Consider the following 17672-nt stretch of genomic DNA (forward strand, 5'->3'; position numbering starts at 1 on the left):
ATGGCCACAGCACGTACGATCCGTTCCTCGGAACCCTCATCGAGGAAGGCATCGCCCGACATCCGTCCCTCGGCGCGACCGGAACTGCATGTCATGTCCGGCGGCAAGGATACGGACCGCGACGGTTCCGGAGCGAGCCGCTTCACCCGTTTCATCGCATGGGCCAGCAGCCGCAGGGCTCCGGCGATACGCGTGGTCATCGCCGTCGTGATCCTCGTGTCCACGCTGTTGTGCGCACTGGTGCTGCGCACCCAGATGATCCAGAATTCCTTCGACTCCTCGCGCCTGGAGGCTTCCATCAGCAGCCTGACGCAGGATGTGCAGGATGATCAGGCCAAACTCAACCAACTGCAGGCATCCCTGCCGCAGAAGGCAACCGATATGGGCATGATTCCACAGCAAGGGTCGGTATCCATCGACCTGAAGGGTTACAAGAGCAACGGGGAGCGGAAATGAAGCGGTTTCGCGACTGGAAGCGGGTGCATGGCATCGATGCCTTCGCGACCCGTTGCATCGCGGTCGGCGTCGTGCTGGCGCTCGTAGCCAGCATCTGCCTGTGGAAGCTGGTCTGCGTGCAGCTGCTTGACGGTCAGGCCACCGCCGAGGCCGCTACCAGCTCCCGTACCTCCAAGGTGACTATCAGCGCCAAACGCGGGCGCATCCTCGCCTCCAACGGCACGGTGCTCGCCCAAAGCGTGGAACGCTACAACATCATCGGCGTGCCGGACGCGGCCACCTCCTTCACTCCAATCGACTGCGGGACCAAACAGGCCAAAGCGTTGAAATACTGCCATTCCATCGATGGCAAACCGGTCGGAGCCACCGGCGCGGCCGCGGTTGCCCGACTCCTCGCCCCGGTACTGGGAATGGACGCGATGGAACTCGGCGCCGAACTCAACGGCACGAACCAGTACGTGATCCTTAAAAAGGACGTCACCCCGCAGGTGAAACGAGCCATCGACAAGCTCAATCTCTCCGGCATCGTGTACGGCGAGCTGAGCAGCCAGCGCGTGTACGCGGAGAACACGCTGCTGGGACCGCTGCTCGGCGGCATGAACGATGACGGCACCGCGGCATCCGGCCTGGAACTCACCTTGGACAAGCAGCTCAGCGGCACCGACGGATACATCGTGTACCAGCGCGGCAACAATGGCCAGGTGATCCCCGGAACGGTCAGCGAAACCAAGAACGCTCAGGACGGCAGCGACGTGATGCTCACCATCGACTCCGACGTCGACTGGTACGTCAAGAAGGTTCTGAGCGAAGGCGCGGCATCAAGCCACGCCAAGTGGGGCATCGCGGTGGTCGAGGACGCCCGTACCGGCGAGATCCTCGCGCTGGAGGACAGCGACAGCATCCAGGCCGGCTCCAGCGAAGCCAAGGCCAATGCGTCACGCGCCGTGACGCAGACCTTCGAACCAGGTTCGATCGGCAAGGTGCCGGGCCTGGCCGCGATCCTGCAGAACGGCGTGCATAAGATCGACGACCATTTCACCGTGCCTTACGAATACACGTCGGACGGGCAGACGTTCCATGATGCCGTATACCACCCCGACAAGCATTGGACGCTGGCCGGCATCCTGCAGAACTCCTCGAATTCCGGCATGGTCATGGCCGCGGAGAAGCTCAGCAACCAGCAACGGTACGAGATGCTCACCAAATTCGGCATCGGCCAGGCCACCGGGCTGAACCTTCCCGGTGAATCACGTGGCATGCTGAGCAGCCCGAGCGCATGGGACGGCCGTACCAAGAACACCGTGCTGTTCGGCCAAGGCTACACGGTGAACGCCCTCCAGCTGAGCCGACTCGTCTCGGTCATCGCGAACAAGGGTGTGAACCGCCAGCAATCGCTGATCAAATCCGTGACCGACAAGAACGGCAAGGTCGTCAGCAAGCTCAATACGTCCGCCACCCGCGTGCTTGACGAAAAGATCGCCGACCAGATCAAGAACGCCATGGAATCGGCGTTGGAGGAGTACAAGGACGTGGCCGGCGTGAGCGGGTACCGTGTCGCGGTCAAATCCGGTACCGCTGAAGTGGTGGGTGACGACGGCAAGCTGAGTTCCATCGTCGCCGATTTCGCGGGCATCATCCCCGCGGACAATCCACGGTTCATCGTCACCGTGGTGATGCAGGATCCGGACGGCCTGTACGGCGGCACCACGTCGGGTAAGCTGTTTGCGAAGATAGGTGAATTCCTCATGCAGAAGTACGACATACCGAATTCGGCGGCACGCACCGATGCCATACCGGTCGAATGGTGACAAGTGTGATGCGAAGCGGAAGGCCATAATATGAGTGCGGTAAATGAATCCATCATGCAGCGGATGACGCTGGGACAGCTGGCAGAACATTACGGATGGGACCTCGTCCCGTCCTTCGCCACCAGCGTCACCATCACCTCGCTGGCGAACGATGTGGAATCAGTGGCTCCCGGCGCCCTGGTGATCATGGGCGACGATGCGGACGTGGACAAACTCCACCATGCGCGAGCCCGCGGAGCCTACGCCGCGCTCGTATCACCCGCGGTGCGTGAGACGCTGGTCGAGGAATCCGATCTGCCGCTGCTGTTCGCGAACCCCACATCGCAGCAGCTGGGCCAGCTCGCCTCCCACATGGCGGGCAACCCCTCCAGCATGCTCGCCGTATTCGCGGTATGCGGCAGCACGGCACGCCAGAACGCCGCAGTGGTCACGCAGCTCACCCGCTTCCTGCACATGCTCGGCAACCCTGTGGGCATGCTGAGCGTCGCCGGCTCATACTCCCTGGAACGCAACCTGAACCTCAGCTACCCGCTGAACATGCTCGACATGCAGCGCTCGCTGGCGGTGTGCGGCGAGGATGGCGTCGCCGCGGTCGCGGTTTCGCTCGACGATCTTACCGTGGCATCGCACGGCATGCAGGGCGTGAACGTGGACGTGCTCGGATCCATGCAACCCGTGCCGGTGAACGCCGATCAGGCATTCATCGAACGTCTGCAGGCGGAATACGGTTTCAAGACGGAGAACCCCATCAAGGTGACGGTGCGTACCCTCGAATCGGATGCGCTCGCACGGCAGGCGTCGGGAGCCTTGTCCCAAGAGGATGAGCAGCGTTTGTCGTTGGCCATCGCCATGGTCCTGGCGGCCGGGGTGCATCGCACGAACATCCGCAGCGCCCTGCGCATGGCGAAGGAAATGAAATAAGGAACGGAAACGGAAGACATTACGGGACGGGATGGGCCGCATCGGCGGCGTACGGACCGGAACGGACGAATACGGAAAGATGAGGAACTGAAAGTGACAAGCATGATGATGCCGATGACCATTGATGAGGTCGCCGAAGCCGTCGCCGGGCGGATCGTGGCCGGACCGCAGGGCATCCCCGACGGTGCCGTGGCGTTGCATGCCGTCAGCGATTCGCGCCAGGTGGAGGACGGCAGCGTGTTCATCGCAATCAAGGGTGAACGCGTCGACGGCCACGATTATGTGGCGACAGTCGGTGCCAAGGGCGCAATCGTGGCGATCGTGGACCATGAGGTTCCGGACGCCGACGTGACGCAGATCGTGGTGGACGATACCGTCGAGGCTTTGGGCGATCTCGCCAAAGCCAACCTCGTGCGCCGTCGCGCCAGCGGCGAGCCGTTCACCATCATCGGCATCACCGGTTCGGTCGGCAAAACCACCACGAAGGATCTGACGAAGGCGCTGCTGTCCACCATGGCACCCACGGTCGCGCCGGTCGGCTCCTTCAACAACGAGATCGGCCTGCCGCTCACCGCGTTGACCGTGGGGGAGCACACGCGCTATTTCGTGGCCGAAATGGGCGCGAACCATCTCGGCGAGATCGCGCATCTGACCACCATCGCTCCGCCGGACATCGCCGTGGTGCTCAAGGTCGGCGTGGCGCATCTGGGTGAATTCGGCTCGGTGGAGCATATCGCGCAGGCCAAAACGGAAATCGTGCGCGGCCTGATGCCCGACGGCATCACCATGCTGAACACCGATGACGCCCATGTGGAAGCCATGTCCGCAGTGGCGCCTGGCACGGTGCTGCGCTTCGGTGTCGACGAGGCCAACGCCGGACGTGACACGCTGCACGCCCGCGACATCACCGTCGACGGATTCGACAGGGCATCCTTCACCATGGTCACGGATGACGGCGAAACCGTTCCGGTCAGCCTGTCCATCCCCGGCGCCCACAACGTGATGAACGCGTTGGCGGCATCCATGGTGGCGCACGAGCTGGGCATGCCGTTGAACGACATCGCCCGCGTGCTCGGCGAACAACGCCGCATCAGCCCCCACCGTATGGCGGTCTCCACCGTTGAACGAGACGGCGCGAGCTTCACCCTGATCGACGACTCGTTCAACGCGAACCCCGACTCGATGCACGCCGGACTGGATGGTCTCGCATGCTGGTCCGAAGGCGCGCAATACCGCGTGGCGGTGCTCGGCGCGATGCTCGAACTCGGCGGCGACGAACAGCGGCTGCACCGTTCCATCGGCGCGTATGCCGCGGAGCACGGCATCGACGCGGTGATCGCGGTCGGCAGCGCGAAGGACGCGGACCTGGACGCCTTGGCCGGGGAACTGGCCGAAGGCGCGAAGGAAGCGGGAACCGCCGCAACCGTGGCATGGGCTCACAGCGCCGACGAGGCCGACGGCATCATCACGCGCATCGCCCGTGACCATGCGGGTACGGTGGTGCTGTTGAAAGGCTCGCATGCCTCCGGTCTGAGCGCGCTCGCCGAACGTTGGTCGGCGGACGAGCGATAGTCGGAAACCATCGAAGACAATCGGAAAATACAGGAACACAGAGGGAAAAGAGACGTTTAAGTGATTGCGCTCATCATTGGAATCCTGGTGTCGTTCATCGTCACGATCGTGGGCACACCGCTGCTTATCCGGCTGGTGCACCGTCTGCACTACGGTCAGTACATCCGTCAGGACGGTCCGCAGTCGCATCTGGTCAAGCGCGGCACCCCCACGCTGGGCGGTGTCGTCATCAACCTGGCTATCCTGCTTGGCTGGCTCTCCAGCGCGATCTACCGGTACTGCCGTAGCGGCGACGTGCCGTCACCCTCCGCATTGCTTGTGCTGTTCGCCATGCTGTCCATGGGTATGCTCGGCTTCATCGACGATTTCGCCAAGGTACGCAAAAAGCAGAGCGAAGGCCTTACCGTCCGCGGCAAGTTCATCGGCCAGTTCGTTCTTGCCACCATCTACGCGGTGCTGTCGCTGATGATCCCCACCAAGTCCGGTTTCGCCAGCGCCCAGGCAGGCATCAGCTTCGTCGAGAAGCCGTTCATCAGCTTTGAATTCGCGGGCAGAGTGGCGGCCATCATCCTGTTCGTCATTTGGGTGAACTTCCTTATGGCGGCATGGAGCAACGCCGTGAACCTGACCGACGGCCTGGACGGTCTGGCCGCAGGTTCCTCGATGATCGCTTTCGTCGGCTACGCGGTCATCGCGTTCTGGGAAAGCTACCATCTCAAGGGTGATAACAGGGGCGGCTTCGCCTACGCGGTCTCCGACCCGCTTGACCTGACCATTATCGCGGTATGCGCCGCGGTCGCCTGCCTCGGCTTCCTGTGGTATAACACGAATCCCGCATCCATCTTCATGGGCGACACCGGTTCCCTGGCGCTGGGCGGCCTGTTCGCCGCGCTGTCCATCGCCACGCACACTGAAGTCCTCGCCGTCATCCTGGGCGGCCTGTTCGTCATCGAAGCGATGAGCGACGTGATCCAGGTCGGCTACTTCAAGATGACGCACAAGCGCGTGTTCAAGATGGCGCCGATCCATCATCATTTCGAACTGCTCGGCTGGCAGGAGTCGAAGGTCGTGGTGCGTTTCTGGATGATCGAACTCATGTTCGTGATGCTCGGCCTTGTCCTGTTCTACGGCGACTGGGCTTCCAGGTCCGGACTGCTGTTCGGCTGAGCCGGTCCAGCGAACACGGGTAGGCGCATAAGGGTATGTACAGGGGTTATTGAAGGAGCAACAATGGATTTCACCAATACAACAGTGCTGATCGCAGGACTCGGGGTCTCCGGGGTCTCGCTGGCCGAAGTGCTCACGGAGCGCGGGGCCCGCGTCATCGGCGTGGATGAAAGGAAACCGGAAGCGGACCTGCACTCCTTCGACGAGGTGAACTGGGATGAGATCGACTATGTGATGGCATCCCCGGTCTTCAACCCCCGCACGCCCTTTATCCTCGAAGCGAACAGGCGCGGCATCCCCGTGATGAGCGAAGTGGAATTCGCATGGCAACTGCGCGTCGACAACGCCCGCACCGGCAAGCCCGCGCCGTGGATCGGCATCACCGGCACCAACGGCAAAACCTCCACCACGGAAATGACCTCGGCCATGCTGACCGCCTGCGGCATGGACGCGCCCACCGCAGGCAATATCGCCTCCGGCAACATGGCCATGAGCCTGTCCCGATGCGCCACCAACCCGGAACACGACGCGCTGTGCGTGGAGCTCAGCTCCTTCCAGATGCATTTCACCGATTCCATGGAACTCGATTGCGCGGCGATCACCAATATCGCCGACGACCATCTCGACTGGCATGGCGGGCGTGAGAACTATGCCGCCGACAAGGCCAAGGTGTTCCACAACGTCAAGCGCGCACTGGTCTACAATGCGGACGATCCCGTGGTCACGGCCAAAGCCGACGAGGCACAGACCGCGGAAGGCTGCCGCAGGATCGGTTTCACGCTGGGCGAGCCCACGGACGGGCAGATCGGCGTCGTCGACGGTTGGATCGTGGACATGAGCGGTGTCGCATCCGGTGAGGCAGGAAAACCGAACCGTTTGGCACCCGTCAACGAATTCACCCATCTGACTGAACCGGATGGCACTGTCTACCCGCATCTGCTCGCCGACGCGCTGACCGCGCTTGCACTGGCCCTCGGTCTCGGTGCGGATACTGACAAGGCTTTGGAAGCGTTGAAGGCTTTCGCCCCCGGCGGCCATCGCATCGCCACCGTCGCCGCGACCGAGCCCGGCGCGGACGGCAACGCCATCCGTTTCGTGGACGATTCCAAGGCGACCAACGCTCACGCAGTGAAGGCATCCATCTCCAGTTTCGCTCGTGGCAGCGTGGTGTGGATCGCCGGCGGTCTGGCCAAGGGCAGTCGTTTCGAGGATCTCGTGGCATCCCAGGCCGACGCGCTGAGAGGTGCGGTGATCATCGGCACTGATCAGGCACCCATGCTCGAGGCCTTCGCCTCACAGGCTCCGAACATCCCGCTGGCGGTTATCGACCCAGCCACCCCGAGGGAACAGGTGATGGAACGCGCCGTCGAGGAGGCAGGACGTATGGCCCAGCCCGGCGATGTGGTACTCATGGCCCCTGCCTGCGCGTCCTTCGACCAGTTCAAGTCGTATGCGGATCGCGGGGACAAATTCGCTCAGGCCGCCAAGCAATGGGTGGTGGCTCGTGGCGCGCATTGAATCGCCGAAACCCAAGCCGAAGGAGTCGCGTAGGGCGGTATCGTCCGGCAAAGTGGCATCCGGCAAGACACAGACCGGCAAGACGGTATCGCGCTCCACGTCGAAGGCAGCGCATTCCGTGAACACGGGGGAGGCCGGCTCCGATCAGAATCGCAGCCATTTCGGCATGAGTAGCCTGTTCAACCCGCTGTGGTGCTATCACGGGTTCATCATGTCGGTGGTCGGGCTGAGCGTGTTCGGTGTCATCATGGTGTTCTCCAGCTCGGCGGTATCCGCGGCGGCGGCAGGCAGATCGCCGTTTGTCTCATCCCTGAGCCAGCTCGTGTTCTTTCTGATCGGCCTGGTCATGGGCACGGTCTGTTCAAGAATGCCCATCGCCCTGTACCAGCGTTTCGGATTCGTGGCCGTGGTGATCGCCGGGTTCCTGCAGGCACTTACCTTCACCTCACTCGGCGTGGGTCAGTACGGCAATGATGGTTGGATCTCCGTGGCGGGCATCACCATCCAGCCCGCAGAATTCGTGAAATTCGCGTTGTGCCTCTGGTTGCCGTCCGCGCTGATGGTAGCGAAGAAACGCTACGAAACGAGAGGAATCAGAGCATATGGCATGGCCGGCGTGGTGTATGGTCTGCTGTTGCTCATGATTCTCGGTGGCAAGGATCTGGGCACCGCCATGATTGTCGTGTTCATTGGCGTGGTCGCGTTCATGGTCTCCGGATTCCCACTCAAATGGATGGCGGGTCTGGTCGGGGCTTTGGGCTCGGTCGTGCTGATTATGATCATGACGAGCCAGAACCGACGCGACCGCATTCTCGCCGCCTACTCGGCGTGCACCGCCGCCGACATGCAGAACATCTGCTACCAGTCCATGCACGCCAAATACGCCATTGCATCCGGCGGCCTGTTCGGCGTGGGATTGGGCAATTCCCGTGAAAAATGGAATTACCTGCCCGCGGCGCATAACGATTTCATCTTCGCCATCATCGGCGAGGAAACCGGTTTCATCGGCGCGGCCATGGTGATCCTGATTTTCGTGATACTCGGCTGGTGTCTGGTGTTCAGCGCGGTCCAGATCAAGCAAAGCTACAGTTCGATCTCCCTGATGTGCATCGCCACATGGCTGGTCGGTCAGGCCGTGGTGAACATCGGCGTCGTGGTCGGTGTATTCCCGGTGTTCGGCGTGCCCATGCCGTTCGTTTCGGCAGGTGGTTCATCCATGATCATGTGCCTGATGATATCAGGCGTAGCGATGGGCCTGATGCGTCAGCAACCGCAGATCAAGGCCGCATCGCAACGCGTTTAGTTCACGGACTATGCTCGGAGATTATGAAAAAGATTGTTCTTGCAGGCGGAGGCACCGCCGGACATGTCAACCCGCTGCTTTCCGTCGCCGACGCCATCATCAGGCTTGACCCGGATGCCAAGGTGAGCGTGCTTGGCACCGCGGTCGGATTGGAGAAGGACCTGGTTCCGGCGGCCGGGTACGAACTCGATACCGTGGAGAAGGTGCCCTTCCCAAGACGACCCAACAAGGCCGCGCTCCAATTCCCCATGAAATGGAAGAGGGAATGCGCCAAAACCCGCGAGATCCTCGAAAGGCGCGAAGCCGACGTGGTGGCTGGATTCGGCGGCTACGCCTCGGCTCCCGCATACTCCGTGGCGCACAAGATGGGCATTCCCGTGGTGATCCACGAGCAGAACGCGCGCGCGGGCATGGCCAACAAGCTGGGTGCGCGCTGGGCTGATTTTATCGGCGTGGTGTACGAGGGTACCGGTCTGAACGTCAAAGGCGATGGTGTGATTGAACGCGTCGGCCTGCCGCTGCGTCCCGTCATCGCGCAGTTGGCATCGAAGCTGGAAATCGATCGTGCGGCGGCCCGTAAGGAAGCCGCGAAGGAACTCGGCGTCGACCCGGATCGCCCGCTTGTGCTCGTCACCGGCGGATCGCTGGGTGCGGTGAGTCTGAACCGTGCGATTGCGGCCGCATCCAAGGATGTGCTCGCCGTCGCCCAGATCGTGCACCTGACCGGCAAAGGCAAGGCCGATGAGGTTCACAAACTGGTCGAGGTGAACGCCGGCGAAGGGCATGTCACCGGTCTTGGCGCACAATACGCGGGTAACGGCGACTACCATGTGGCCGAATATCTCGAACGCATCGATCTCGCGTTCGCCTGCGCCGACCTGATTGTATGCCGTTCCGGCGCGGGAACCGTCGCGGAACTTACCGCGCTGGGCCTGCCCGCCGTCTACGTGCCGCTGCCCATCGGCAATGGCGAACAGCGTTTCAACGCGCAGCCTGTCGTGGAGACCGGTGGCGGTGTCATGGTCAATGATGCCGACCTGACCCCGGCATGGGTGCGCGACCATGTGCCCGCGATGCTGGCCGATGAGGCGGCACTGCGGGCGATGGGCAGCAAGGCTTGGGAATACGGCATCCGCGATGCCGCCGACACCATGGCACGCCGCATCCTCGATCTGGCCGGACACGCCGACTGAACCGGCTGAACCGACCGAACCGGCTGAACCACGGAATGCGGTGCCCGCGCAACCGGGTGCCGCGCCATAATCGTCGTAACGAAACAAGAGCAGAAAACCATATAAGGAGCGTTTTCGTGACTGCAACCATCACCCTTACCCCCGCCAATGCGGCGTTCGATGCTGAGGAAGGTATCGAGGTACTGGGACACACGCATTTTATCGGCATCGGCGGAGCCGGCATGAGCGTGCTCGCCGAGATGCTCCACCAGCGAGGCGTCGCGGTAGGCGGATCCGACCGTGAACGCAGCGCCAAAACCGACCGTCTGGAAGCGCTGGGCATCCATGTCGAATTCGGCCAGCGTGCCGAAAACGTGGCCGACGCGGACACGGTCGTGTACTCCAGCGCCATCAAGCCCGATAATCCGGAAATCGTGGCCGCGGCGGAACGCGGTGCCCGCATCGTGCACCGCAGCGACATCCTCGCCCTGCTCATGCACGGTCGCCGCGCGGTCACCGTCGCGGGTGCGCATGGCAAAACCACCACCAGTTCGATGCTCGCGCACGTGCTCGTACGCACGGGCAACGATCCGAGCTACGCGATCGGCGGTTCCATCCAAGGCGCGGACGGTTCCACGCTCGACGGCGGCCATGTGGGTGCGGGTGACGCGCTCGTGGCCGAAGCCGACGAATCCGACGGCAGCTTCGACAAATACCGTCCGCTGATCGCGATCATCACCAACTGTGAAGCCGACCATCTCGACCATTACGGCGATGAGGCGCATTACCGCGCCGCGTTTGTGCGTCACGCGGGGCATGCGACCGGGCATGTGATCCTGTGCGCGGATGACGCCGACGCACTGGCCGTGCTCAATGCCATGCCGTCCGAAACCGCAGCCAAGGCGGTCGCCTACGGCACGAGCGATCCGGCGGAACTGGAACTGAACGGCGCCGCATATGTGCGCATCGTCGCCGAAAGCGAAAGCGCGGGAAGCGGCGTGGAACGCTTCACCCTGAATGTACCGGCGGACGTGGCGGGGGAGAGCGCGTTCGATCTGGCTGTGGAACTCGCCGTCCCCGGCGTGCACAATGCGCGCAATGCCGCCGCGGCGCTCACTGCGGCCATGCTGTTAGGCGTCGAACCCGAAGCCGCCGCCAAGGCGGTCGCCGACTTCCGTGGCGCCGCACGTCGATTCCAGGTTCGCGGAACCGTCAAGCAGGTCACCGTGGTGGACGATTACGCGCACCATCCCACCGAAATCGCCGCGCTGCTGGACGCCGCCCGCCGTCGTTACCCCGAGAACACCATCCACGTACTGTTCCAGCCGCACCTGTTCTCCCGTACGAAGTTCTTCGCGCACGAATTCGCGGAAGCACTCGGCAAGGCCGATGACGTGATCGTCACCGGCGTGTTCCCTGCCCGCGAGAAGCAGGAGGATTTCCCCGGTGTCGGACCGCTCACCATCGTGCGCGAAGCCAAAGGCATGAGCGGCGTGGAATTCACCGCGCAGGAGGATATGCGCGTGGCGGCGCAGATGATGGTGATGCGCGCGCATCACGGCGACGTGATCTTCACCGTCGGCGCCGGCGACATCACCGACATGGGACCGGTGATGCTGCACGCGTTGGAAGCGCATCGCGAAGGATGTGAGTGATGGCGGGAAGGGTGGTTCGCTCGGGCCCCGACCATCAGGGACGCAAGCCACGCACCCTTTCGGGCAAGTCCGATCCCGTGCGAGGTTCCGGTTCCGGAGGCGGGGCTGGCAGGAATGCGGCTGGCACTGGTAACGCCGGTCGTACCAGCGTCGGTAGCGCAGGTAAGGCAGGCAGGAAAACCGGAAACGGCTCCGACATCGCCGGGCGCCGGAAGCCGGAATCCAAGCATCCCATCAAGCCCAGCACCCGCACGCAGCTTCGCAGAACCAGCGCGAGCGGCGCTAGGCAGCATACGAACGCCGCATCGCGCAATGTCTCGTCGAGGAACGTGTCATCGCGCAACAGTGCAGCACGTAACGCATCCGGCGTCAACACCCCGTCCAAGGCGGTGAACAAGCCCAGGAAACACACCCCGTATAAGTCGACCCCGAATTCCACTCCGACGAGGAACGGCAGGTCGAACGTCTCCGCGCAGGCGGGGCAGCGACGGAACGTGACATCCGGCGGTGGTGCGGTCCGTGGTGTTGCTGGCGGGGGGCGTCGCGCGGCAAGCTCTGCGTATGGCATGGTGGCGGCGACCCCCAGCACGAGCGCTCCGGGATCTTTCGTGGATGCCAGGAAACTTGCCAGCGAAGATCTGGTCGCCAAAACACTGCGGGAAAGCGCCGGCACATTCGGTATGGCCGCGCGCCCGAAGATCGTGGATTTCACCGCCAGGGCCAAGGAACGCAAGCGCGTGAGCGCGCATATCATCATCGTGCGTGTCGCCATCGTGACATTGACCGTGCTGCTCGTGATCGGACTCGGATGGCTGCTGTTGTTCTCGCCACTGTTGAGGCTTGACAGTGGGCAGATCGGCATCCGCGGATTGAACAGCTGGGTTTCAGAGACGGAGGTGCGCGATCTTGTGAACGAACAGGCCGGGCGTTCGTTGCTATTGGTCGACACGGCGAAGATCGCATCTCAGTCCAAGAACATCCCCGGTGTATCCGATGCTGAAATCACCAAGGATTTCCCGCACGGACTTGTCTTGTCGCTGACCACGCAACGGCCGGCCGCGATACTGAAGACATCGAAGGGCGGGATTGCGGCGGTCGACTCCGACTACCGTGTCATGCACGTCATCTCAAAGGACGGCGCCGCAGAGATCCCGACCGTCGAAGTAGGTGATATCGAGACCAGCGTGAAGAACCGCTCCGTCAAGGAAGCGGTGAAAATACTGGATGCGCTGCCCGAATCGTTGCGCAAACAAATCACCAAGGTGACAGCGAAAACCCAGGATTCGGTGACCACGGAGCTTAACAATGGTGAGCATTCCGTGGTGTGGGGCGACTCCTCGGATATCGAACTCAAGAAGGCCGACGTCGACAAGATTCTTTCCGATCCGAATGTCATCGGGGATAAGACACAGGTTGATGTGTCGTCGCCGTACCATCCGGTGTTGCGCTGAGGGCTGGCTGCACGTTGGCGCAGCCGGGTGTGGCCCGGTTGCGGCCGTGCGGCTGTGGCTTGCTTGGTTGTGCGGTCGTGAGGCCGTGAGGCCGTGAGGCTGCGTCACTCGGCCGCGCAACCTCACAAACCACGTCTTGGTACATCACAAACGGGCGCAAACCGGTGGTTTGGGCTGCGTCGGATTACTAACTCGCCTATATATGGCAGATTTCGTGGTTTGGAAAATACGAGGTGGCTTATATATGGCACTTGGAACGCGATATGCCGAGTACGAACTGCGGAATTGCAACGCTCATACTTGCGATATGTGGGTTTGCGTGCCATATATAAGCCACCTAGCGCAATCGTGACCTCTGAATCTGCCATATATAAGCCGAGTGGGCACCACGAGGGGAGCCTGAGCTTCCATGGGAAACGGCGGGGAGGATTCGAAAGGCCCTGAAAGGCCTGAAGCCGGTAAAAACCGCTCTGCGCCATGTCGTTAGGAACGAATCAAGCGCGCGGTGAGGCCTCGGTCCGAACGCTGGCACCGTACCGGCATCAGCGGTTTCATCATCGGCAATCCGCCGGTTCACTCACGGCGGATTGCGTGTATCGCCGTCGCGGTGTATTCTGAAAAGTCCGGTCGAAATGCCGGGGCTTGATAATTCAAGATTGGGGCTGATCGGTTTCGACGGTGACCTGTTCGTCGCAGGGAAGCGTGCCGAGAACGCAGGGTCCGCTCGCGGATGCCCCCTGCAAAAGAATAAGTGCTAAATCTAACCGCACTGAGTTCGCTCTCGCTGCCTGAGCTTCGCGCCAGGATTAACCAGTGAGCAGCTGCTCCGTCCACTCCTCTTCGTCTTCGGGAGGGTGTTGGGCGTCGTTAAGAAGACTTGCCTTACCAGTTGAGCCGCAGGGCCGGTAGGGGACTTTAACTGTGGATATGCTCGCCAACGGTTGTCTGCGACAAAGTTGGGGGCAGAAAAATCGCCGTCTTGGCCAGCAGACTACGCACGTAGAAGACTGAGGGTACGGTCATCGGACCGGGGTTCAATTCCCCGCAGCTCCACTGGTTAAAAGCCGCCAGAAATGGCGGCTTTTCCTTTATTTCCAACGGTTTTCTACAGCTTTCGGCATTGTCTCGACTTACCTGAATCAGACATTATTTTCGAAAAACGTTGTCTATATGTTGTCATATGCCTCCGGGCAGAGCGGTCGATGGCTCCATGGCTTGAATGTTGGGAGGGCGGCAATACGCTTTCCTCCCTCCCAACATTCGTTGGCGTTGGGGACTAGATATCCGGAGCCAACGCGCCCGGTCCGGCCTGCTCGCCCCATCCGGCTCAGTTTGGCCCGGTTCAGCTCATGCGAAGTAGAATCCTTGGAAATCGTACAGATACACACGGTAGATGTACGTCGTGGCCAACTTCATCGCATACTGCGCCTGCAGTGTGCCATCGGCATCGTACACGCCGAACAGACCCTGCATGCCGGAATCCACCAGATTCAGTTCGTCGTCGATCTCCTGAACGGAGCTGACATAAGGGGAGTAGGGCACGTCGAAGGAGTTCACTTCGGTGTAAGTGCCGGTCTCCTCATCCACCAGGTACTTGCGCAGTTGTGAGCGTGAATCTGCGTCCTTGGCATTTTGCGCGGTGCTCAGGCCGATCTTGCTCCAGTCGTAATCCGGGCGGGTTATGGCGTAGCCGAAGCTGTTGTCGAACAGCGTGAGGTAGTAGCTGCCGTTCTCCAGTGAATCGTCCGTGCTGTACGTCACGGAATGCTGGCCGCCGGTGTCGCGGAAATCGGCGGCCTTGGTGAGGAACGACGACTGGTATTGCGTGCCGTCCCATACGCTCGGTTCGCCGATCATGTACTCAAGCGTCGGCGTACCTTCGATGTCGGCGATCTTGATGATCGTGGAGGTTTCGCGCGCCGAAAGGATGGTCGAACCGTCATCCAACAGCTGGATGGTGTTGCAGTGGATCCAATCCCAGCGGTCCGAAGCGGACGTGTCGGATTCGTCGATGCCCGAATGCGTGGTCGTCTTCTTGTAGTCGGCGAACATCGTGCCTAAATCGAGCAGATGCGTGGTTTTACCCGTGGTGGTGTTGAGTTTGGCCACCTGATCCTGCACCGCATGATCGGAACGTTTCAGATTGGTGGTGAGCAGCACGAGATTGCCGTCCGAGTCGAGCGCGTAATCATGGTGGAGGATGAACCGTTCGTCCAGGTCGAAGATCTTCTCTAGCTTGTCGAGCCGGTTCATGCCGACCATCGTGTGCGTGGACGCGGAGAACCACATCAGCTCGTCATCGCCGAACACCAGACGGTGCGAACGGTAGTATTTCACCGGTATCTCGCCACGCAGCACGCCGTTCACGTCGTAGTAGTACATGAAATCCTGATTGCCGGAATCGTTGCCGAGAATCGCATACAGTCCGTTGTCCACGCTTTGTTTGGCGGCCGCTGTGGGCTGCGTTTTCTGCTCGAGCTGAACCTCCTCTTCGCCGAGCAGCGTCGGGCCTTTCTGCTTGATTTGCTTGGTCACCACGGTGTTGCCGCCGGAATCGGTGAGTGTGAATGTGATGGTATTGGTTTTCTTCGGAATGAGGCCGAGCACTGTGAATTCATGCTCGGTGGAGTAGCGTTCGTCCTGGTTGGCGGTGGCGGAGAAGTCCGGATAGCCTTCCACATGGATGGTGTAGGAGACGCTGGTGGCTTGGTCGGTGGTGAAATACACGTACAGCGAAGTGGTGTTTGTGCCGTAGGGGTTAACCGTGGTGAACGGTTCGTCAAGCGTGGTGGATGACTTCTCGCGTTGCTCGGCGAGTTTGGTGTCGGCGGTCTGTTGGTAGTCGCTGGTGTAGATGCTGGTGATTTTGGCGCTGAGCCGTTCGAGGCGGTTACGTTCGATCGCGGAGCTGATCTTGCTGCCGGCGAGGGGAGTCAGCGCGATTACGATGGCGGCGGCGATGACGATGGCCGCTGGTTTGACGATGTTCTTTCTGGCGATGATGCCTTGTGGGATGTGCGGTTTCAGGGCTCTCATGGTTTGGCTTTCACATGGGGTGGGGTTCGGCGTGGTCCGGGTGTTGGCGTTGTTGGCGCCGCCGGTTGCTTGGCGTTGTACTGATTATTTTGTTGTTTTGGGTTGCTGGGTTGTGTCGGCTTGTGGCCTGCGGGCGATGACTGCTGGCTGAGGCACCTGCGATGGTAGGGGCATCGGTTGTCGGCGCTGCGGGTTGCCGGCGATGGCCATCAGTTGTCGCTTCCGGTAATAGGGCGGTACGCGACCCCACGGGTTTCGTGGAATGGGGCTTAAAAAGCGGCGGCATTTTTCTGAATGTTTTCTGGGAATGTGGGTGATGGTGGTGTGGTATGGGGCGCTTGTTGGGCGAGTATGGTGCGATTGTCGAATATTGGGGTTGCGGTTGTGCGGGGCAGAGCGGAGAAGGGGTTGGCGGGACGTTATCTCGCCTATGTATGGCAGATTCATGGGGCGTGGAAATGCTAAGTGGCTTATATGTGGCACCTGAAACGTGATATGCCGAGTACGGGGCGCGGAATTACAACGTCCATACCTGGGATATCGGGGTGCGCGTGCCATGTATAAGCCACTTAGGAAAAAACAAAGTGCGGAATCCGCCATACATAAGCCGAGTAGGCGTTTGAGTGCTCGCTTCATCCCGTTTTCGGACATGATGGGGCTGATTCTGTCTGATTCTGAGGAACGGGGGTTTCTCTCTTGGGCGGGGCTTGACTGTGTTTTCGGAAGTGTCCCCATTTTCGGACAGGATGGGGCTGATTCTGTCCGATTTTGGGGAAGCATGGGCGGCTGTGTTTCCGCTCCGGGTGTGAGTTTCCCATTTTCGGACAGGATGGGGTTGATTCTGTCTGATTATGAGGAAGTGGGGGCTGCGAGAATGTGCCGAATTCCTCTGGGGACACTTTAAACACCTTTGAAAACGCCCCCGAAAAGGCCCCCGTACGCACCCTGCAAACGCCGCGTCACACGGTGTTCTAGGGGTGGTGGCATAATAGCCAAGGCAATTTTTAGGGTTTTGCCCTTGAGGACCAACAGTATAGGTGAGTAAACGTGGCACAGACTACCAATGACATCAAGAACGGTTCCGTTCTGAACCTTGACGGCCAGCTGTGGACCGTCCTGAAGTTCCAGCACGTCAAGCCGGGCAAGGGCCCCGCCTTCGTGCGCACCACCATCAAGAACGTGCTGAGCGGCAAGATCGTCGACAAGACCTTCAACGCCGGCATGAAGATGGAATTCGAAACCGTTGACAACCGCACCCTCCAGTACTCCTACGAGGACGGTGACAACTACGTCTTCATGGACATGACCACCTACGATCAGATCATGGTCCCGAAGACCCTCGTCGAGAGCAAGTTCCTGCTCGAAGGCACCGACTGCATCGTGTCCTTCCACGACGGCACCCCGCTGTCCGTCGAACTGCCGGCTTCCGTCGTGCTGACCGTCACCCACACCGAGCCGGGCCTGCAGGGCAACCGCTCCAACGCCGGCACCAAGCCCGCCACCGTCGAGACCGGCGCCGAGATTCAGGTCCCGCTGTTCATCAACGAGGGTGAGCGCGTCAAGGTCAACACCACCGACGGTTCCTACCTCGGCCGCGAGAACTGAGTCGAAGG

12 protein-coding genes and 1 other RNA gene are annotated in these 17672 nt (G+C 61.2%); 12 read left to right on the top strand and 1 reads right to left on the bottom strand.

The window, feature by feature from the left end:
* From BUB29_RS02910 to ssrA, 11 genes are all read left to right on the top strand, one after another.
* Entirely contained in the window at positions 1-456 is a 456-nt protein-coding gene (locus BUB29_RS02910) for a cell division protein FtsL (protein WP_033521922.1), read from the top strand.
* Positions 453-2264 (top strand): peptidoglycan D,D-transpeptidase FtsI family protein, encoded by a 1812-nt coding sequence (locus BUB29_RS02915; protein ID WP_051914825.1) that lies wholly within the window; start codon positions 453-455, stop codon positions 2262-2264. The genes BUB29_RS02910 and BUB29_RS02915 overlap by 4 nt, the downstream gene beginning before the upstream one ends.
* 30 nt (positions 2265-2294) lie before the next feature.
* On the top strand, positions 2295-3185 hold the full coding sequence (locus BUB29_RS02920; protein ID WP_033521919.1) for a hypothetical protein: 891 nt from the start codon (positions 2295-2297) through the stop codon (positions 3183-3185).
* A 105-nt stretch (positions 3186-3290) separates the two neighbouring features.
* Positions 3291-4757 (top strand): UDP-N-acetylmuramoyl-tripeptide--D-alanyl-D-alanine ligase, encoded by a 1467-nt coding sequence (locus BUB29_RS02925; RefSeq protein ID WP_033522123.1) that lies wholly within the window; start codon positions 3291-3293, stop codon positions 4755-4757.
* A gap of 60 nt (positions 4758-4817) precedes the next feature.
* On the top strand, positions 4818-5924 hold the full coding sequence (gene mraY, locus BUB29_RS02930) for a phospho-N-acetylmuramoyl-pentapeptide-transferase (RefSeq protein WP_033521915.1): 1107 nt from the start codon (positions 4818-4820) through the stop codon (positions 5922-5924).
* A 63-nt stretch (positions 5925-5987) separates the two neighbouring features.
* Positions 5988-7442 carry a UDP-N-acetylmuramoyl-L-alanine--D-glutamate ligase gene (gene murD / locus BUB29_RS02935; protein ID WP_033521913.1) on the top strand — a complete coding sequence of 485 codons (1455 nt, stop codon included), beginning with the start codon at positions 5988-5990 and terminating at the stop codon, positions 7440-7442.
* A gap of 166 nt (positions 7443-7608) precedes the next feature.
* A complete protein-coding gene (locus BUB29_RS02940; RefSeq protein WP_234356074.1) occupies positions 7609-8745 on the top strand; it encodes an FtsW/RodA/SpoVE family cell cycle protein in 1137 nt (378 codons plus the stop codon).
* A gap of 23 nt (positions 8746-8768) precedes the next feature.
* On the top strand, positions 8769-9938 hold the full coding sequence (locus BUB29_RS02945; protein ID WP_033521911.1) for a UDP-N-acetylglucosamine--N-acetylmuramyl-(pentapeptide) pyrophosphoryl-undecaprenol N-acetylglucosamine transferase: 1170 nt from the start codon (positions 8769-8771) through the stop codon (positions 9936-9938).
* 221 nt (positions 9939-10159) lie between these two features.
* Positions 10160-11572 (top strand): UDP-N-acetylmuramate--L-alanine ligase, encoded by a 1413-nt coding sequence (gene murC, locus BUB29_RS02950; RefSeq protein WP_407640905.1) that lies wholly within the window; start codon positions 10160-10162, stop codon positions 11570-11572.
* Entirely contained in the window at positions 11572-13023 is a 1452-nt protein-coding gene (locus BUB29_RS02955) for a cell division protein FtsQ/DivIB (RefSeq protein ID WP_073117575.1), read from the top strand. The genes murC and BUB29_RS02955 overlap by 1 nt, the downstream gene beginning before the upstream one ends.
* A gap of 658 nt (positions 13024-13681) precedes the next feature.
* Positions 13682-14079: a transfer-messenger RNA gene (gene ssrA, locus BUB29_RS02960) on the top strand.
* A gap of 291 nt (positions 14080-14370) precedes the next feature.
* Here the strand turns inward: ssrA and BUB29_RS02965 are convergent.
* A complete protein-coding gene (locus BUB29_RS02965; protein WP_081888347.1) occupies positions 14371-16059 on the bottom strand; it encodes an aryl-sulfate sulfotransferase in 1689 nt (562 codons plus the stop codon).
* Positions 16060-17106: 1047 nt separating this feature from the next.
* Here BUB29_RS02965 and efp point away from each other — a divergent pair.
* Entirely contained in the window at positions 17107-17664 is a 558-nt protein-coding gene (gene efp / locus BUB29_RS02970; RefSeq protein ID WP_033521907.1) for an elongation factor P, read from the top strand.
* The last annotated feature ends 8 nt before the right edge of the window (positions 17665-17672 follow it).

Origin of the sequence: Bifidobacterium merycicum DSM 6492, assembly GCF_900129045.1 — a bacterium.
GTDB lineage: Bacteria > Actinomycetota > Actinomycetes > Actinomycetales > Bifidobacteriaceae > Bifidobacterium > Bifidobacterium merycicum.